General features: G+C 66.4%; 18 protein-coding genes and 2 pseudogenes. 5 read left to right on the top strand and 15 right to left on the bottom strand.

All coding sequences use genetic code 11. The features are described 5' to 3' along the window. Positions 1-571: 571 nt before the first annotated feature. The 5 genes from OH686_RS07150 to OH686_RS07130 all read right to left on the bottom strand — a co-directional run bounded on the left by OH686_RS07150 (position 572) and on the right by OH686_RS07130 (position 3639). A complete protein-coding gene (locus OH686_RS07150; RefSeq protein WP_289537242.1) occupies positions 572-1306 on the bottom strand; it encodes a DUF6882 domain-containing protein in 735 nt (244 codons plus the stop codon). A gap of 82 nt (positions 1307-1388) precedes the next feature. Beyond that, positions 1389-1772 carry a DUF3592 domain-containing protein gene (locus OH686_RS07145; RefSeq protein WP_289537240.1) on the bottom strand — a complete coding sequence of 128 codons (384 nt, stop codon included), beginning with the start codon at positions 1770-1772 and terminating at the stop codon, positions 1389-1391. Positions 1773-1860: 88 nt separating this feature from the next. Continuing rightward, on the bottom strand, positions 1861-2199 hold the full coding sequence (locus tag OH686_RS07140; protein ID WP_137974182.1) for a hypothetical protein: 339 nt from the start codon (positions 2197-2199) through the stop codon (positions 1861-1863). A gap of 103 nt (positions 2200-2302) precedes the next feature. After that, the gene (locus OH686_RS07135) at positions 2303-3151 is read right to left on the bottom strand and encodes an OmpA family protein (RefSeq protein ID WP_289537237.1); all 849 of its coding nucleotides are present in this window, start codon (positions 3149-3151) and stop codon (positions 2303-2305) included. A 74-nt stretch (positions 3152-3225) separates the two neighbouring features. Beyond that, positions 3226-3639 carry a hypothetical protein gene (locus OH686_RS07130; RefSeq protein WP_289537235.1) on the bottom strand — a complete coding sequence of 138 codons (414 nt, stop codon included), beginning with the start codon at positions 3637-3639 and terminating at the stop codon, positions 3226-3228. Between the two features lie 172 nt (positions 3640-3811). On the opposite strand from OH686_RS07130, the gene OH686_RS07125 reads away from it, so the two are divergent. Both OH686_RS07125 and OH686_RS07120 read left to right on the top strand, forming a co-directional pair. Beyond that, complete coding sequence (locus OH686_RS07125) at positions 3812-4522, top strand: hypothetical protein (protein ID WP_137974185.1); 711 nt, start codon at positions 3812-3814, stop codon at positions 4520-4522. A gap of 149 nt (positions 4523-4671) precedes the next feature. Then, positions 4672-5229, top strand: a complete 558-nt coding sequence (locus tag OH686_RS07120) for a hypothetical protein (protein WP_289537231.1) — start codon at positions 4672-4674, stop codon at positions 5227-5229. 52 nt (positions 5230-5281) lie between these two features. Here the strand turns inward: OH686_RS07120 and OH686_RS07115 are convergent, their stop codons facing one another. Beyond that, entirely contained in the window at positions 5282-6007 is a 726-nt protein-coding gene (locus OH686_RS07115; protein WP_289537228.1) for a substrate-binding periplasmic protein, read from the bottom strand. Positions 6008-6171: 164 nt separating this feature from the next. Here OH686_RS07115 and OH686_RS07110 point away from each other — a divergent pair, with 164 nt between their 5' ends. Continuing rightward, positions 6172-6468, top strand: coding sequence for a hypothetical protein (locus OH686_RS07110; protein WP_289537225.1), 297 nt, complete (start codon positions 6172-6174; stop codon positions 6466-6468). 32 nt (positions 6469-6500) lie between these two features. Here OH686_RS07110 and OH686_RS07105 read toward each other — a convergent pair whose 3' ends face one another. Continuing rightward, the gene (locus tag OH686_RS07105) at positions 6501-6842 is read right to left on the bottom strand and encodes a zinc ribbon domain-containing protein YjdM (protein WP_137974188.1); all 342 of its coding nucleotides are present in this window, start codon (positions 6840-6842) and stop codon (positions 6501-6503) included. A 130-nt stretch (positions 6843-6972) separates the two neighbouring features. Between OH686_RS07105 and OH686_RS07100 the strand changes: the two genes are divergently transcribed. Continuing rightward, complete coding sequence (locus tag OH686_RS07100) at positions 6973-7845, top strand: YihY/virulence factor BrkB family protein (protein ID WP_289537219.1); 873 nt, start codon at positions 6973-6975, stop codon at positions 7843-7845. A gap of 2 nt (positions 7846-7847) precedes the next feature. On the opposite strand, the gene OH686_RS07095 is transcribed toward OH686_RS07100, so the two are convergent. The 6 genes from OH686_RS07095 to OH686_RS07070 all read right to left on the bottom strand — a co-directional run bounded on the left by OH686_RS07095 (position 7848) and on the right by OH686_RS07070 (position 13526). Further along, positions 7848-8318, bottom strand: coding sequence for an LEA/WHy family protein (locus OH686_RS07095; RefSeq protein WP_289537216.1), 471 nt, complete (start codon positions 8316-8318; stop codon positions 7848-7850). Between the two features lie 171 nt (positions 8319-8489). After that, positions 8490-10553: a putative bifunctional diguanylate cyclase/phosphodiesterase gene (locus OH686_RS07090; RefSeq protein ID WP_289537213.1), complete on the bottom strand. Its 2064-nt coding sequence runs from the start codon at positions 10551-10553 to the stop codon at positions 8490-8492. 249 nt (positions 10554-10802) lie between these two features. Next, a complete protein-coding gene (sodB, locus tag OH686_RS07085) occupies positions 10803-11384 on the bottom strand; it encodes a superoxide dismutase [Fe] (protein ID WP_137974193.1) in 582 nt (193 codons plus the stop codon). A gap of 230 nt (positions 11385-11614) precedes the next feature. After that, positions 11615-12457 (bottom strand): EamA family transporter, encoded by an 843-nt coding sequence (locus OH686_RS07080; RefSeq protein ID WP_289537211.1) that lies wholly within the window; start codon positions 12455-12457, stop codon positions 11615-11617. Between the two features lie 57 nt (positions 12458-12514). Next, positions 12515-13123 (bottom strand): LysE/ArgO family amino acid transporter, encoded by a 609-nt coding sequence (locus OH686_RS07075; protein WP_289537208.1) that lies wholly within the window; start codon positions 13121-13123, stop codon positions 12515-12517. A 1-nt stretch (position 13124) separates the two neighbouring features. After that, positions 13125-13526 carry an ACT domain-containing protein gene (locus OH686_RS07070; RefSeq protein ID WP_289537206.1) on the bottom strand — a complete coding sequence of 134 codons (402 nt, stop codon included), beginning with the start codon at positions 13524-13526 and terminating at the stop codon, positions 13125-13127. Between the two features lie 95 nt (positions 13527-13621). Between OH686_RS07070 and OH686_RS07065 the strand changes: the two genes are divergently transcribed. After that, positions 13622-14506, top strand: coding sequence for a LysR family transcriptional regulator ArgP (locus tag OH686_RS07065; protein WP_289537203.1), 885 nt, complete (start codon positions 13622-13624; stop codon positions 14504-14506). A gap of 267 nt (positions 14507-14773) precedes the next feature. On the opposite strand, the pseudogene OH686_RS23345 reads toward OH686_RS07065, so the two are convergent. Then, positions 14774-15313: pseudogene (locus OH686_RS23345) on the bottom strand (methyl-accepting chemotaxis protein); the annotation flags it as partial. A gap of 546 nt (positions 15314-15859) precedes the next feature. Further along, positions 15860-16669 (bottom strand): annotated as a pseudogene (locus OH686_RS23340) (cache domain-containing protein); the annotation flags it as partial. Positions 16670-16676 lie beyond the last annotated feature (7 nt).

Below are 16676 nucleotides of genomic sequence, written 5' to 3'. Positions count from 1 at the left end.
TCCTGACGGGACCCGCTTCCCGGCCCGATCTTTTAGCGTGCTGGCGATGACGTGGTTGGGGCGTTTGAGTTCGTTGGTGGGCTGCACCCACCCTACGGCGAGACATACCGACAGCTCCGAGCGGCTTGAAACTCGAAACCTGCATGCGCGCGAACTCCCCGTCAGAAGGCCGAGCGTAGGTGTTGCGTAGGGGAGTGAGCCGCATGGATGCGGCGAAAGGCTTAAAGGGCCATGGATGGCCCTTGTAAGCCGGCCCCCGGAGCGGCACCGGAGGGAGGGAAGTCGAGCGCAGCGAGACCCGGATGCCGGGGGGCGCTTTCTTTTGCTTACTTTTCTTTGCGCAAACAAAGAAAAGTGAGGCGCCGTACAGGGCGCAACCTGTAGCCCAAAGCCGAGGAAAGTGATCAGAGAGAAATGCAATCAAAGCGCCGACCCAAGAGGTCAGCAGCTCAGTCCGTTGGCGAGGAATCGTGGCAGCGAAGGCCATGAATGCTTCCTTGCAGTTCGATGCCTCCGAACATACTGCGAATAATGGCCTAACGCCATAGCTGGCTGCTCGGCCAGAAAATACCTACCTCACCCAGCGTGCCTGCTTCACCACCATATGCAGAAACCCATTATCGCTAGGCGCGCGATAGGCCCCGATGGCGCTCAAGTGCTTGGCCATCACCGCCGTCATCTCCCAGCCATCGACCGGCTCTGCCGCCCAAGTCGCGCTGGCCAGCTTGAGCAGGCCGAGCGAGTCGCCCAGGTCGCGCACGGCTCTCGAACCCGTACGCACCGGCTCCAGCAGCGAGTCATTGGCCCAGGCCCACATCCAGGTGTTGGAACGGCTGGAAAAGCTGCCGACGAAATCGACATCGCACTCCACCACCGGCTTGCCGCCGTTGGAGAACACCAGCGTGGCGTTCTCCTGGTACCAGTCCCAGCGCTCGTAGTCGCCGATGCCGTAGGTTTCCATAAAGCTGGCCTGCCGCGTCTGCAGATACTCGAAGCTGTCGCTGATCAGCTCGACCAGGGCGTCCTCGTCCTGCTGCCAGTTGCGCTCGCGAATCTCGCAGTAGCAACCGGCGCAGACCATCTTGATATCGGCGAAGGCCTCGGAGCGGTCGTTCCATTCGCCCTCCTGCTCCAGCACGGCGTCGCACTGGTCGCACCAGGCGTCCGGATAGGCATCGTCGGGGTGTTCCGGGTCGTAGCCGACATTGAACCCCTGGTTCTCGCCGGCAGGCAGGTGCTGGCAGACGAACGTGGCGGGGCTCTTTCCGTGTTCGCCACATTCAACGGATAGCTCTTCGTCGCTCATGTTCTGTCCTTGTCAGAGGGGAGTGGCTGCGCGGCGGCGCCTGGGGCCGCCCCAGCAAAAGGTAGGCCTTGGGCGCGGGTGGTCAAATATGCTTCAGCAGGCTGCGCTCGGGCTCCTTCGGGTTGTAGTACACCCGCAACCGCTGCCCCACCGGATACTCGGCCAGCTCCCGCTGGGCATTCTTCTCCGAGCTGTATTTGTTCGGTCGAATGCGCAGGCGATTACCGCTGTAGCCGACCCCATCCACCTCGTACGAGTACTGCACCCGCACCTCGTACTCGTAGCGATTGCCATGCCAGCCTTTCTCCGTCGAGGTCTTGGGGCTGCTGGTGATGTGCGACGCGGTGATCACGCCCTCGGTGGTCGGCCATTCCCGCGAGTCGCCCATCTCCAGCGCCTGCTGGATGCCGACGTACATCACCACGCCAAACACCAGCACATAGAACAGGTTCTTCAAGGTGAGCATGGGCATCCATCCATTGGATCGGCGGGGAGGCGAACCTAGCTTATTCGGGCCATGAAAAGAAGAAGCCCCGCATGAGCGGGGCTTCTGTTTACCAGCGATGGCCGTGACCGTGGCCGTGATGGTGGTGATGGCGGCGGTGATGCTTGCGCCAGTGCTTGTGGTGGTAGCGCGGCTCGGCCACGTAGTACACCGGTGCCGGGTAGTAGACCGGACGGGGCTCGTAGTAGACCGGGCGCGGTTCGTAGTAGACCACCGGCTCCGGCTCATAGACCCGCACCGGTCGCTGGCTGGCCAGAACGCCGCCGATAATGGCGCCGGCCGCGACACCGATGGCCACATCGCCGCCGTCTGCTGCTTGGGCCTGCTGCCCGCCGGCGAAAAGCAGGCTGGCAATCAGACCAGTGATGATGGGGATACGCGAAAGCATGGTCGAAGCTCCTGTGGGAAACCGGTCGTCCGGTTACAGCGTTCGACTGCGCTTCGCTCCCCGCATTGCGTCGAGCAATGTAAATCCTGTGTAAACGCCGGCTTTACTGTTTCACCAGCTCCACCCGGCGGTTCTTCGCGCGGCCGTCCTCGCTGCGGTTGTCGGCGACCGGGCGTTCCTGGCCGAAACCGGCGGCGTTGAGCCGTTGCGCCTCGATGCCGCCGGCGATGACGGCGTCCATCACCGCCTGGGCGCGGCGTTCGGACAGGGCCTTGTTGTCCGCCGCCTGGCCGACGTTGTCGGTGTGGCCCTCGATGGCCAGTTTCAGCTCCGGAGCGCTCTTGAGCATGCCGACGATCTCCGCCACGGTGGCCTTCCCGTCGTCCTTGAGTTCGGCCTTGCCGGTGTCGAAGTTGATGTACAGGGCGACGAAGCCGTTGCGGTTGAGTTCGTCCAGCAGTTGGTTGGCGGTGACCAACTGTTGCATGGCGGCGACTTCGACGATGTTCAGCCGGTAGCTCTGGGTCGGCGCGCTGAAGATGCCCGGCTCGACCCGCACCCAGATCTGCTTGCCGCCGGTGAGCACCTTCAAAGTGGTCTCGCCGCCGTCGCCCTCGGCGGGCAGGCGCTCGTAGACCACCTCGCCGCCGATAGCCTTGATCGCATTCTGGTAGTTGCGGATCAGTTGCAGCGGGCTTGGCTGCTTGTCCGGGTTGTCGTGGAAGTAGAGGATCTGCGTGGCGTTGCCTTCGATGCTGTGGCGCTGCGGCACGCCGTCCTGGCTGCCGGTGGCGAACTCCACGGCGTTGAAGTACTGCTGGTACTCGGTGATGTGCGAGTCGGGATAGCGGCTCAGCAGCGGGTGGTCCTTGGCGCCGGCCAGGTCTTCGGCGTGGGCCAGCAGGGCGGCGAGCAGCAGGCAGGGCAGGGCGAGAAGGTCGAGCATCCTCATGGCGGGCGCTCCTGAGGGCGGGTGTATTCACTCTAGCCCAGGGGAGTGCGGGAGACGGGCTCCCGCGCTCTGGCTCAGGCCTGTTGGTGCTTGGACAGGTCGACCTTCATGTTGGTGCTGCCCTCGCAGCCGAACAGTTTGAGGTGGGGGAACTCCTTGGCGATCTTGGCCTTCAGGTTACGGGCGAAGGCCAGGCCGTTGCAGGTGTCGAAGTAGATGCTGCCGTTCCAGCCATTGGGAGCCAGTTGCCGCAGCACATCGGCGAATTTGTCCACGGTGAAGTCGCTGAAGCTGTCGCCTTTGTCGCCGAAGTTATATGGATTGCCGTGGGCGGTGATGATCAGGATGTCGTCGCCGCTCAGGCGGCCCAGAGTCTGCGGAAGGGCTGCGAGCCGGCAGCCGCTGTAGCGAAAATCGGCTGGGTACTTGATGGCTTCTTGGCTGACTTTTTCATCGTCGCGGCACCAGGTGAGCAGGGTAGTGGCCATGGTGATTCTCCTTTGGGTGGGCCCCAGGCATTGGGGTAGGCCGATCCTAGGAAGGCGATGGAGCGGGGTTCAGCGGGAAGCCGTTCCCCAGTGGAGGCATGGCGCACGGTGCGACGGCGGCTTTTGCGCTTTACTGCTAGCCGAGGGTTCGTAGGAGAGCGGGGGCAATCCGATGACGAGGCTGGTCTGCGCCGTGGCGGCGCTGCTGTTGGCGTTCGGCCTGGGCGGCTGCTCCGGCCGCCTGGCGCACGAGTCCATCGTCAGCAAGAGCAGCGAGCCCCAGGCCGGCGAGTTCCTGCAGAGCGATGTGGACCGCATGGCGACCCTGGCCATGCGCGACAACCTCAACAGCCTGTACCAGCTGATGAGCAAGCTGTACCAGCGCAACCCGCAGGAATGGCGCAAGACCGGTCTGGCCACGCGGGCCGAGGCGGAGCAGGCGATCCACCAGGCCATCGAGCAGAACCAGCCGCTGCCGCAGCTGAAGGGGCGGCGCGACGTGGCGGCGCTCAGTTACTCGCTGGGGCCGGACTTCCAGGGCGACCGGGTCGGCGCCTTCATCTATGCCCTGGGCAGCATGCTGGTGACCGCCCATGGCGGGCGCACCGAGTTCTACCTGACCGACTCCTTCGACGCCCAGTTCATCCACAACGCCGCGCGCAATATCGAGAAGGCCGCCTGGATGCTCGCCCAGCGCCGCGACGCCAAGGGCCGGCCGCTGCTGCTGTCCAACGAGGGCAGCAACCTCAGCTACGCGGTGGAGTTCGGCAAGATGACCGCGCGCCTGGACCTGCTCACCCATGTGCTGGAGGAGCGCTACCGGCGCCTCGGGGTGAACTACGCGCAGAGCCTGCTGTTCCTCAATTTTCTGCCGGTGCAGTGACCGAGCAGTCTCCGCTTGAGTACCTGATCGAGTTGCCACTAATCTGCCATCGCGCTCAGGGACGAACGCAAGTGGTGGATTTGCGCCTCGTGTAGTCCCGGCGCGCCGGGCTTCGCCCGTACCAACCATCATGTACAAGGATTGCACCTATGCGTCGTTTGCTCTGCCTTTCGCTGTTTTCCCTGATCCTCACCGGCTGTGCCTCCTCTGCCAAGATCGAGGGCATGACCGTTGCCGAGACCCAGGCTCGCGCCAACACCTACGCCCCCGCTCTGCAGGACAACCTGCAGCTGAGCGAAGTCAAGGGTGGCCAGGAAACCAACCCGATGTGGACCTCCGAGATCGGTGGTCCGGAGTTCCAGGCCGCGCTGCAAAAGTCCCTGGGTAATGCCGGCCTGCTGAGCGCTGGCGACAAGGCCCCCTATTCGCTGCGCGCCAACCTGGTCCGCGTCGATCAGCCGATGTTCGGTCTGGACTTCGAAGTGACCAGCGAGGTCGAGTACACCCTGGTGGACAATGCCACCGGCAAGGAACTGCTGCGTGAAACCCTGCGTACTCCGTTCACCGCTGGTGTGGGCGACGCTTTCGTTGCCGTGAAGCGCCTGCGCCTGGCCAACGAGGGTTCTGCCCGCGAGAACATCTCCGCTCTGCTCAAGCGCCTCGGCGAGCTGAACATCGAGGCCAAGCAGGTCTCGCTGAATCAGTGATCCATCGGCAAGGGTGAGGCCTGGCCTCACCCTTTCCCCTCCGCGTCGCCTCTTACTCCTCCCACTTGCGCAATATCTTCTCCAGCTCGCCGCTGGCGCGCACCTTCTCCAGCGCCGTGCCGAACTGCCTGGCGCGTTGGCTGTCGCCCTTGGCGAAGGCCACGTAGCGCGGCATTTCCACCAGGGGTGTGGGCAGCAGGCGCACGCTGCTCTGGGCCCGTTGTTCCTGGATGAAATACAGCAGCTGGATGCGGTCGCCGACGATGATGTCGATGCGCCCGGCCAGCAGCATGGACACCAGCTGGCGTGGGTTCTGCGCGCTGGTATCGCGGCGCAGGTCGGCCTTGTCGAAGTTCGACTCGTAGGCGTAGCCGCGTACCTGTCCGATGACGAAGGGGGTGAAGTCGTCCAGGGTCTTCCAGTCCTGGAGGCTGATCTTGTGGCTGGTCATGAACACGGTGGAGCCGGTGCGGATGGGGCCGGCCAGTTCGTACTGGGCTTTGCGCTCGGGCGTGCCGGCGAACTGGAAGGCCATTTCCGCCTCGTTGCGTTCGAGCATGCGTTTGACCCGCTCCCAGGGGTACAGGCGCAGGCTGTAGGCGACGCCGGCTTCTTTCATCACTGCCTCGACCAGGTCCACGTCGACCCCGCGTGGCGTGTCGTCTTCCTGGGTGACGAAGCTGTAGGGAGCGAACTGTTCGTCGCCGACCACCCGCCAGGTTTCGGCGGCCAGCAGCGGGCTGAATAGCAGGAGAAGGATGAGCGAAAGGCTGCGCATGCTGGCCTCCCTTGGGCGCTCCGGGGCACGCTGCGCGCCCCGCTTATCTCAGCCTAGTCGACCCGGGCGCCGGGGAAGGATTTGCCTCTGCGCCGCGGCCCGAGCAGCGCGCATCGTGCAGCTGTCGCCGGCACGGGGCCGGCGCAACACGGAAGGAGGCCACCATGCCCACACTCAGCAAAGACGATATCGAGAAACTCAAGGAGGCCGGTTGGGTCGAGCACTACTCCGGGCTGCCGGCCGACCTGTACTTCTCCAGCCGCGGCGCCCATGAGCCGTGGAGCGACAAGCCACACCTGCACCTGAACTACGCGATGGGTGGCAGCCTGCAGTCGCTGACCTGGAAGAACGATCAGGGCAGCAATACCTACCTGTTCCAGAGGGGCGAGTGGTTCGCCTTCGACACGGTGCCCGAGACGCTGAAAGCCCAGGCCGAGTGGCTGAAGACCAACCTCAAGTGATGCCAGGCCCGGCCTTGCGCCGGGCCGTTTCCTCAGACCTTGCGCACGAACTCGGACTTGAGCTTCATCGGGCCGATGCCGTCGATCTTGCAGTCGATGTCGTGGTCGCCGTCGCACAGGCGGATGTTCTTCACCTTGGTGCCGACCTTGACCACCAGGGAGGTGCCCTTGACCTTGAGGTCCTTGATCACGGTGATGCTGTCGCCGTCCTGCAGCAGGTTGCCGACCGAGTCCTTGATCACTCGCTCGCCGTCGCCTGCTTCCGGCGCCGCATCGGCCGACCACTCGTGGGCGCACTCCGGGCACACCAGCTGGCTGCCGTCCTCGTAGGTGTATTCGGAGCCGCAGTGCGGGCAGGGTGGCAGGGTGCTCATGGCGGTACCTCGGTCGGAGCGGAAAAGGCCGCAGATTGTATAGGGCTTTTACCTGGCAGGCGATTGGTCGAACCGATGGCGCTGCCCGGCCGTCCCACCTTGCAGGGAGAGCATGAGATGCGGAGGAACCATGCCATTCATCGACCTGCGCGGCGTGTCCTGGTGGACCATCGTCCGCAAAACCGCCACCGATTTCATCGACGACGAACTGCCCACCTACGCCTCGGCGCTGGCGTTCCAGCTGTTCTTCTCGCTGTTTCCCTTCCTGCTGTTCCTCATTGCCCTGATCGGCGTGATGGACGCCCAGCCGATCTTCGACTGGCTGCATCAGCAGGCCGAGCTGGTGCTGCCGCGAGATGCGCTGGGGCTGGTCGACCCGGTGATCGCCCAGCTGCAGACCCAGCAGGTCGGGCTGTTCTCCATCGGTATCCTGCTGGCCCTGTGGACCTCGTCGGCGGCGGTGCGCTCGACCATGGCGGCGATGAACCGCGCCTACGGCGTGGAAGACGGGCGCCCGGCCTGGAAGCTGGTGCCGCTGTCGCTGCTCTACACCGTGGCGATTGCCGCCGCCTTGCTGCTGGCCGCGGCGCTGATGGTGCTCGGGCCGCAGGCGATGAACTGGCTGGCCATGCAGGTGGGTCTGGAGGAAACGGTGGTGCTGCTCTGGGCCTGGCTGCGCTGGCCGCTGGCGGTGCTGATGCTGGTGCTGGTGGTGGCCGCCGTGTACTACCTGGCGCCGGACGTGAAGCAGGAATTCCGCTTCATCACCCCCGGCTCGATCCTGGCGGTGGTGGTGTGGATCGTCGCCTCGCTGGGCTTCGGTTTCTACGCGCAGAACTTCGCCGACTACAACGCGACCTACGGCAGCATCGGCGCCATCATCGTGTTCCTGCTGTACCTGTACATCTCATCGGCGGTGCTGCTGCTCGGCGCCGAGCTCAACGCGGTGGTCGAACACCTCGCCCACGAGGGCAAGGAGCCGGGGCAGAAGCAGGCGGAGTAGCGCTACGGCTGGCTGGCCGCCGGCTGCGGCCAGTTCAGGGTGCCGGCGTCGCTGAAGCGGACCGTGCCCAGCAGCCCGCCGCCCAGCTTGCCGCTCAGTTCATAGGGCAGGTCGCGCCCGTTCTGGTAACCGGCCGCCGCCCAGGCCTGGCGCATCACCGAGAACGCGGAAATGCTCACCGGCACCCGCAGCAGCGCCTCGCCATAACGCGGCACCTGCCCCGCCTGATCGCTCACCCCGCTGGCCAGCGGCTGGCCGTTGATGTCCAGCTCCAGGGCCACGCCGTCGTAGTCGATCGGATTGTCGTTGGGGTTCTGCACCCGCAACACCACGGCAAAGCGCACCTCCATGCCCTGCGCCGGCAATGGCTCAAGACCGACCAGATCGATCCGCAGCGGATCGCGCGGCGCGAGCGAGGCGCAGCTGGTCAGGGTGAGGGCCATCAGCAGGATGGTGAGTGGTCGAAGGGGCATGCAGGGCGTCCCGCGTCAGTGGAGGATTACCGAAGCTTCTCGCTGTAGACGTATGGCGTTATCGAAGCGTTCCACCACCGCGGAGAGGAGTGGCTTCAGGGTCGAGGCTGGGGCAAGCAGGACTGCCTGCAGCCCAGAAGCCGCTCCGTCGGCGCATGGCTCGACGGAGGGTCAGAGGGTGGCAGGGTTGCTGGCGTTGCTCAGGCGGCGGGCCTGCTTGAGGTAGAGGGTCAGTTCGCGGGCCGGCAGCGGTTTGCTGTACAGGTAGCCCTGACCCTCGTTGCAGCCCTGGGCGATGATGTAGGCCTCCTGCTCGGCGGTCTCCACGCCCTCGGCGATCACCTGCATGCCCAGGCTCTTGCCCAGCTGGATGATGGCGCGAACGATGGTGGCGTCGTCTTCGTCGTCCAGCAGGTCCTGCACGAAGCTCTTGTCGATCTTCATCTTGTCCAGCGGCAGGCTCTTCAGGTAGCTCAGCGAGGAGTAGCCGGTACCGAAGTCGTCGATGGCGATCAGCGCGCCTGCACGGCGCAGGCTGAGCAGGTGCTGGGCGGCGGTGCTGATGTCTTCCATCAGGCCGGTCTCGGTGACTTCCAGCTCCAGGCTGCGCGGCGGCAGGCGGTAGACCTGCAGCAGGTTGCTGACCATGCGCGGCAGTTCGGCGTGGTGCAGTTGCACGGTGGACAGGTTGACCGCCATGCGCAGGTCGCTGAAGCCCTGGTCGTGCCATTCGCGCAGCTGGCGGCAGGCCTGGTCCAGCACCCATTCGCCGATGGCGATGATGGTGCCGTTCTGCTCGGCCAGGGGGATGAACAGGTCTGGCGGGACGAAGCCGTGTTGCGGGTGCTGCCAGCGGATCAGTGCTTCGACGCCGACCACGTGGTGGTCGCGGTAGTCGACCTGCGGCTGGAACACCAGGTGCATCTCGTTGCGGCTGAGCGCATCGCGCAGTTCCTTCTCCAGCTCGCGGCGGCGACGCATCTCGCTGTCGACGCTGGCGATGTAGAACTGGTAGCGGTTGCGCGAGCGGCTCTTGGCCAGGGTCATGGTCTGTTCGGCTTTCTGCAGCAGCTTCTCGGTGCTGTCGCCGTCTTCCGGGAACAGGGTGATGCCGATGGTGGCACGCAGGCGCACTTCCTGCTGTTCCAGGGCGAAGGGGGTATCCAGGCTGTCGAGGATGCTCTGGGCCAGTTCGGCGGCCTCGTAGGGCTGCTCGATGTCGGCCTGGACCAGGGCGAATTGGTCGCCACCGAGGCGGGCCAGGGCGCCGAGACGGCCGCTGTGGCTGCGCAGGCGGTCGGACAGGGCCAGCAGCAGCTGGTCACCGGTCTGGTAGCTGAACTGTTCGTTGATGCCCTTGAAGTCGTCGAGGCCGACGCACAGCACGGCCACGCGGCGTTGCAGGCGGCCGGCGTCGTCGAGGATCTGGTCGAGCTGCTGCTGCAGCTGTTGGCGGTTGGGCAGGCCGGTGAGGAAGTCGTACTGCGACATGCGCAGCAGGCTGTTCTCCGCCTCACGGCGCAGGTGGGTGTTGCGCTCGATGGATTCCAGCAGCTGGTTGGCGGTGTTGATCCACAGCCCCAGTTCGTTCTTCTCGTTGCCGCGCAGCATCGGCAGCTTGTGCTCGCTGGGGCGGTCTGGGTTGATGTGGGTGAGGTGCTCGATGATCTTCGACAGCGGCTTGGTCAGCAGCCAGTGGTAGACCATGTACAGCACCAGGGCCATGGCCAGGGCGCGCAGCACGCCGGAGACGAAGATGATCACCGAGGTGGTGATGAAGTTCTCGCCGTAGCTGGCGGTGTCCAGGGTGATGGTCAGGTCGCCGTAGTACTCGGTGTACGGGCCCTTGCCGACCAGCTGGGTGGTGAAGGTCTGTTCCTTGCCGAGGATCGGGTCGGTGATCCAGCGGCTGGTAGAGGGGGTCAGCTCGCGGGAGCGTTCGGCGAGCATCGGTTCGTTGGGGTGGCCGATGGCGGCGTAGCGCACGGCTTCATGCTGGAACAGGCCCTCGATGACCTGCATGCCCATCTCGCGGTCGAGGCTGTAGACGGCCTGGGTGGACGGGTCGCGGAACATGCCGAGGATGCGCTGGGCGTCGTTGGCCACGGCCTGGCGGGTCTTGTAGATGTCGAAGACGATCTGCCCGCAGCTCAGCACTACCCCGACCACCAATGCCGACATCAGGACAACACGCAGCAGTTTCAGTGACAGGCTGTTTTTCAGATCCAGCTTCAAATGCGTATTCCTTGTTCGCCGCCGGAGGCTCATGACCGTTGTGAGTATTGGCAAATGCGCGTGAGCCGTCAAAGGGCCATTACGTCATATCCCATATTTTTCGGGCCTGCATCGGCGAGACGATGGCCGGCGATGAGCGGGTGCGAATCATTCGCCGTCAGCGGCGGGCAGGGCGCTTGCGCGGGCGCCGGGCGCGCCAACGAAAAAGCCCGGCTAGAGGCCGGGCTTTTGGTGAACGCTGGATGCGACTCAGGCGGCGAAGTTCTTCGCCACGAAGTCCCAGTTGACCAGGTTCCAGAACGCCTCGACGTACTTCGGACGCAGGTTGCGGTAGTCGATGTAGTAGGCGTGTTCCCACACGTCGCAGGTCAGCAGCGGGGTGTCGCCGCTGGTCAGCGGGCAGCCGGCGCCGATGGTGCTGGCCAGGGCCAGGGAGCCGTCGGCCTTCTTCACCAGCCAGCCCCAGCCGGAACCGAAGGTGCCGATGGAGACCTTGCTGAACTCTTCCTTGAACTTGTCGAAGGAACCGAAGGTGGCGTTGATGGCATCGGCCAGGGCGCCGGTCGGCTGACCACCGCCGTTCGGCGACAGGCAGTTCCAGTAGAAGGTGTGGTTCCAGATCTGCGCGGCGTTGTTGAACACGCCACCGGAGGAAGTCTTGATGATCTCTTCCAGGCTCTTGCCTTCGAACTCGGTGCCCGGCACCAGGTTGTTCAGGTTCACCACGTAGGCGTTGTGGTGCTTGCCGTGATGGTATTCCAGAGTCTCGGCGGACAGGTGCGGCTCGAGGGCGTTTTTCTCATACGGCAGCGGCGGCAATTCGAAAGCCATGGTCTATCTCCTCATCATCAGGTCGGGATATGTGCGACTAGCGCAGGCCGTTCACGGGGCGGCCGGAATACGGGCGGCGACGAGTTTGTACTCTTTAATGTGCCGCGAGGCCGGGATCATAGCACCCGACCCTGGCCATATCCACGCAGCAACTGTGTGGGAAAGCCGATGCCAGGGGCTTCGCCGGCGCTTGCCTGGGACCGTCGGCCGGGCGGGAAGTGCGAGGGCGATCAGGCCAGTTTCATCAGCGCCACGCCGGCGGCGATCACGCAGCAGGCGATCAGGCGCAGTGCCGGCATCGACTCCTTGAGGAACAGCCAGCCGATCAGCAGGGCGAACAGCACGCTGGTTTCGCGCAGGGCCGAGACCATGGCCACCGGCGCCTGGGTGGTGGCCCAGATCACCAGGCTGTAGGCCAGCATCGACATGGCGCCGCCCGCCAGGCCGCCGCGCCAGTGCGGCCCCAGTTGCAGAAAGATGCGCGGCCCGCGCCGCCCAGCGATGACCACGGCCGCCACCACGCCATTGACCGCGAACAGCCACAGGGCGTAGGCGATGGCGTCGCCATTGGTGCGCGCGCCGAGGGCGTCGGACAGGGTGTAACCGGCGATGCAGGCCGCCGTGGCCAGGGCATTGAGCAGCAGCGGGGCGCTGGGTGCGCCGCCAGCATGGCCGCCGCGCCAGGCCATCAGCCAGATACCGCCGACCAGCACCAGCAGGCCCGCCCATTGCCACGCGTGCAGCGCATCCCCGGCCAGCAGCGCCAGCAGGGCGACCAGCAGGGGCGAGCTGCCGCGGGCGATCGGATAGGCCTGGGACAGGTCGCCGTGCTGGTAGGCGCGCGAGAGGAAGATGTTGTAGCCGATATGCAGCAGGGCGGAGAGGGCGATGTAGGGCCAGGCGCCGGTCAACGGCAGGCTGAAGAAGGGCAACGCCAGCAGGGCGATGCAACCGGCGCCGATCTGGATCAGCGAGGCGGTGAGGAAGCGGTCGAGGCCGATCTTCAGCAGGGCGTTCCAGCCCGCGTGCAGCACCGCGGCGGCCATCACCACGGCAAAGACGGTTGTATCCACGCGCGGCTTCCTGGCTGGCGGTCGAGCGCCGCAGCATAACGCTGCGACGCCCGATGGTCATGCGCCGGGTGCGTTGGCGATCAGTTGCCAGGCCACGGCGAACATCATGGCTGCCACCGCCAGGTCGAGCAGGCGCCAGGTGGCCGGGCGTGCCAGCCAGGGGGCGAGCCAGGCGGCGCCCAGGGCCAGGGTGAAGAACCACAGCAGCGAGGCACTGGCCGCGCCCAGAGCGTAGGCGCCGGGCACCGGTTGCTGGGCGCCGAGGGAGCCGATCAGCAGCACGGTATCCAGATACACGTGCGGGTTGAGCAGGGTCACCGCCAGGGCCGCCAGCAGCACCGCGCGGTGTGAGCGCGGGCCGCTGTCCTGCTGCTGTAGGGCCTGGGGGCTGAGTGCGCGGCGCAGCGCCTGCACACCCAGCCAGAGCAGGAAGGCCGCGCCGCCCCAGCGCGCCACGGCGAGCAGCAGCGGACTCTTCGCCAGCACGGCGGCCAGGCCGAATACGCCGGCGGCGACCAGCAGGGCGTCGCACAGCACGCACAGCGCGGCCACCGGCAGGTGATGCTCGCGACGCAGGCTCTGGGCCAGGACGAAGGCGTTCTGCGCGCCGATGGCGACGATCAGCCCGGCCGCCACCAGCAGGCCGTTGAGGTAGCTCTGCCACATCTCAGTGGCTCTCCGCGGCCAGGCGCTGCAGGGTCGCCAGGGCGCGCGCGGCGTCGGCCTGGGCGACGAACAGGTGGTCGTGGTGGTAGCCGGCAATCACGTTGCAGCTGATGCCCTCCCTGGCCAGCGCGGTGGCGAAGGCGGCGGTGAGGCCGACGGCCGCCAGCGAGGAGTGCACCTGCAGGGTGATCCAGGCGGCCACGTAGTCGTAGGACAGGTTGAAGCGATCCGCCTCGGCGCGCGGCAGGATCAGGGTGGTGCCTTCCGCCTCGCGGAAGCTGCCGATGGCGACGGCGTCATGCAGCACGGTCGGGCCGGCCACCGAGCAGAACACGAACTCGCCCGGGTTGAGGTGCGGCGACAGGGTGGCGAGCAGGGTGCTCAGGGAAGTTTCGCCGGTCATGGCGGAGTCCTTGTGAGGGTTGCGATGCTGGCCAGTCTGGGCAGATCGGTTGTATAAGAAAAACAAATCATGCTGATCTCTCATTAGGAAAACTGATGTTCGACTACAAGCTGCTGGCGGCCCTCGCGGCCGTGGTGGAGCAGGGCGGCTTCGAGCGTGCCGCGCAGGTGCTCGGTCTGTCGCAATCGGCGGTGTCGCAGCGGATCAAGCTGCTCGAGGCGCGGGTCGGCCAGCCGGTGCTGCTGCGCGCCGCGCCGCCGGCGCCCACCGAGATCGGCCGGCGCCTGCTCAACCATGTGCAGCAGGTGCGCCTGCTCGAGCGCGACCTGCAGGGCCAGGTGCCGGCGCTGGACGAGGGCGGCAGCGCCGAGCGGCTGCGCATTGCGCTGAACGCCGACAGCCTGGCGACCTGGTGGGCGCCGCTGATGGGCGACTTCTGCGCCAAGCACCGTCTGCTGCTGGACCTGGTGGTGGAGGATCAGGACGTCGGTCTCAAGCGCATGCGCGCCGGCGAGGTGGCCGGTTGCCTATGCGCGGCCGAGCGCCCGGTGGCCGGTGCCCGTGCTCTGGCGCTGGGGGCCATGCGCTATCGCGCGCTGGCCAGCCCGGCCTTTATCGAGCGGCATTTTCCCCAGGGCGTGGACTTGCAGCGCCTGGAGCAGGTGCCGGCCATCGTCTTCGGCCCGGACGATCTGCTGCAGCACCGCTATCTGGCGGGGCTGGGCATCGGTGGCGGTTTTACCCATCACCTGTGCCCGTCTTCCGAGGGCTTTGTGCGCTTGACCAGCGCCGGCTTCGGTTGGGGCCTGGTGCCTGAGCTGCAGGTGCAGCGCGAACTGGCGACCGGGGTGCTGGTGGAGCTGCTGCCGGGGCGGCCGCTGGATGTACCGTTGTATTGGCACCATTGGCGCAATGGCGGTGAGCTGCTTAATCAGCTGACGCGCCATCTGGAGCGTGGGGTTGGGGAGTGGTTGGTTTGACAGATAGGGTGTACTCGCCGCAGGCAGTACACCGGGTGCCGCGGTGGGCTGTTCGCTACGCTCCTGAGTCCACCCTACGGGGGCGTACCCGAGCCGGCTGTGGCTCCGGATGTGGTTGGGAGTGCAGGTCGAGAGGTAGGGTGTACTCGCCGCAGGCAGTACACCGAGGTGCCGCGGTGGGCTGTTCGCTGCGCTCCTGAGCCCATCCTACAAGTGCATGCCTGAGCCTGCTTAGCCTTGGGGGCTACGCAGGCGCATGCCGGTGCCTTAGAGCTGGAACTGTGCCACCAGCTGTTCCTGGCTGCCGGCCACCTTGCGCAGGTGTTCGCCGCAGTCGCGGGTGTGGGCGGCGGTGCGGCGGTTTTCGCCGGTCATGTCGTTGAGGCGGTGCATGTGCTGGTTGACCTCCTGGGTGGTGGCCGCCTGTTGCTCGGCCGCGGCGGCGATCTGGAAGGCCAGGGCGTGCACGCCCTGCAGCGAGTCGTCCAGGTGACCGAGGGAGCCGAGCACGGCCTGGGTTTCCACCTCCAGGGCGCGGGCCTGTTCGCTGGAGCCCTGCATGCGTGCCTGGGCCTCGCCGGAGGATTCGCCGAGGGCGGCGACTATGGTGACGATCTCCTCGGTGGCGCTGCGAGTGCGCAGGGCCAGGTTGCGCACCTCGTCGGCCACCACGGCGAAGCCGCGGCCCTGCTCGCCGGCGCGGGCCGCCTCGATGGCGGCATTCAACGCGAGCAGGTTGGTCTGCTCGGCGATGGCGCGGATCACCTCCAGCACCGAGCCGATCTGCTGGCTGTCGCTGGCCAGGGTCTGCACCACCTGATCGGCGCCGCGCAGGCCGGCGAGCAACTGGTCCTGCTGGCCGATCATGCGCTGCAGGCTGCCCTGCACGGTGACGAAGGCATCGCGCGCGGCGGCGCTGCCGTCGGCGCTCTGGCTGGCGTTGCTGGCGATCTCCTGCACGGTGGCGGCCATCTGGTCGACGGCGCTGACCACAAGCTCCAGGGCTTCCTGTTGCTGGTCCAGGCTGCTGCTGGTGCGGCCGGCGGCGCCGAGGATATCGCCGCTGGCATCGCCCACCGCCTGGCTGGCCTGGCGCAGGCGTTCGACCACCTGGCGCCAGGCCCGCGCCATCTCGTGCAGGGCCTGCATCAGGCCGCTGTGCTCGCCGCCATCGGCGCTCAGGCGCAGCTCGCCGGCAGCCAGGCGCCGGGCCAGCTCGGCCATGCTGCGCGGCTCGCCGCCCAGCGGGCGCATCACGCTGCGGCTGACCAGCCAGGTGGCCAGGGCCACGCCGGCGATGGTCAGCAACACCAGTACCACCACCTGCCACATCAGCGTGCGCACCGCGGCGAAGGCCTGTTCCTGGTCCATCTCGGCGACCAGCGCCCAGCGCCGGCCATCCAGCTGCAGCGGGACGAAGGCCTTGAGCACCGGCTGGCCGTTGAGGCCGGGTTCGGCCAGGCGACCCTGCTGGCCGGCCAGGGCCTTGCCGATGGCAGCGCCGGGCAGTTGCTCGCCCTGCTGACCGTCACGCGCCACCTTGTGTTCGGTGAAGCGCACCGAGTCGGAGCGCAGGCGGCCGTCGGCACCGACCAGATAGGTCTCGCCGGTCTCGCCCAGACCCTGGCGGGCCTGCATCACCCGGTTCAGTTCGGTCAGCGGCAGCTCCAGCACCAGCAGCAGTTGCAGCTCGCCTTCCTCGACGATGGGCGCGGCGAGGAACTGGCTGGGCTCGCCGCCGGGTGTGCTCACCGCCAGGTCGCCGATCTCCGCCTGACCGCTGTCCAATGCGGTGCGCACCACTTGGCCGAGCGGGGTATCGCGCCAGGCGGGATCGCCTAGCTGCTGCTGGTAGTCGGCGCCGCGCTGCAGGCTGAACAGCACATGGCCGTCGCGCGACACCAGCTTGAGTTCGCGGTAGCCGAAGGTCTCGATGAAGTTCTGGAAGATCGGCCGGTCATAGTTGGCGGTGCTGAGCAGGGCGGTTTCATCCAGCCCGGCGTAGCTGGTGCCCAGGTTGCTGGCCAGGGCGGCGAGCTGGTTGTGGCGCGCCTGCCAGCTGTCCTGCAGTTGCTGCTGTTTGATATTCGCTACGGCCTCCAAGCCATTCAGGGCCTGCTCGCGCAGGGCCTGACTGGCCTGCTGGTAGACCGTGAAGGCCATCGCCAAC

Source organism: Pseudomonas sp. SO81 (assembly GCF_030374125.1).
In the GTDB taxonomy this organism is placed as follows: Bacteria; Pseudomonadota; Gammaproteobacteria; order Pseudomonadales; family Pseudomonadaceae; genus Aquipseudomonas.
The sequence above is the reverse complement of the archived record's forward strand: the minus strand, read 5'-3'. Positions and strand labels throughout refer to the sequence as shown.

Bases quoted from the DNA above. Each gene is read 5' to 3' on its own strand.
- OH686_RS07150 (WP_289537242.1), bottom strand. From the start codon at position 1,306: ATGAGCGACGAAGAGCTATCCGTTGAATGTGGCGAACACGGAAAGAGC.
- OH686_RS07145 (WP_289537240.1), bottom strand. From the start codon at position 1,772: ATGCTCACCTTGAAGAACCTGTTCTATGTGCTGGTGTTTGGCGTGGTG.
- OH686_RS07140 (WP_137974182.1), bottom strand. From the start codon at position 2,199: ATGCTTTCGCGTATCCCCATCATCACTGGTCTGATTGCCAGCCTGCTT.
- OH686_RS07135 (WP_289537237.1), bottom strand. From the start codon at position 3,151: ATGAGGATGCTCGACCTTCTCGCCCTGCCCTGCCTGCTGCTCGCCGCC.
- OH686_RS07130 (WP_289537235.1), bottom strand. From the start codon at position 3,639: ATGGCCACTACCCTGCTCACCTGGTGCCGCGACGATGAAAAAGTCAGC.
- OH686_RS07125 (WP_137974185.1), top strand. From the start codon at position 3,812: ATGACGAGGCTGGTCTGCGCCGTGGCGGCGCTGCTGTTGGCGTTCGGC.
- OH686_RS07120 (WP_289537231.1), top strand. From the start codon at position 4,672: ATGCGTCGTTTGCTCTGCCTTTCGCTGTTTTCCCTGATCCTCACCGGC.
- OH686_RS07115 (WP_289537228.1), bottom strand. From the start codon at position 6,007: ATGCGCAGCCTTTCGCTCATCCTTCTCCTGCTATTCAGCCCGCTGCTG.
- OH686_RS07110 (WP_289537225.1), top strand. From the start codon at position 6,172: ATGCCCACACTCAGCAAAGACGATATCGAGAAACTCAAGGAGGCCGGT.
- OH686_RS07105 (WP_137974188.1), bottom strand. From the start codon at position 6,842: ATGAGCACCCTGCCACCCTGCCCGCACTGCGGCTCCGAATACACCTAC.
- OH686_RS07100 (WP_289537219.1), top strand. From the start codon at position 6,973: ATGCCATTCATCGACCTGCGCGGCGTGTCCTGGTGGACCATCGTCCGC.
- OH686_RS07095 (WP_289537216.1), bottom strand. From the start codon at position 8,318: ATGCCCCTTCGACCACTCACCATCCTGCTGATGGCCCTCACCCTGACC.
- sodB (WP_137974193.1), bottom strand. From the start codon at position 11,384: ATGGCTTTCGAATTGCCGCCGCTGCCGTATGAGAAAAACGCCCTCGAG.
- OH686_RS07075 (WP_289537208.1), bottom strand. From the start codon at position 13,123: ATGTGGCAGAGCTACCTCAACGGCCTGCTGGTGGCGGCCGGGCTGATC.
- OH686_RS07070 (WP_289537206.1), bottom strand. From the start codon at position 13,526: ATGACCGGCGAAACTTCCCTGAGCACCCTGCTCGCCACCCTGTCGCCG.
- OH686_RS07065 (WP_289537203.1), top strand. From the start codon at position 13,622: ATGTTCGACTACAAGCTGCTGGCGGCCCTCGCGGCCGTGGTGGAGCAG.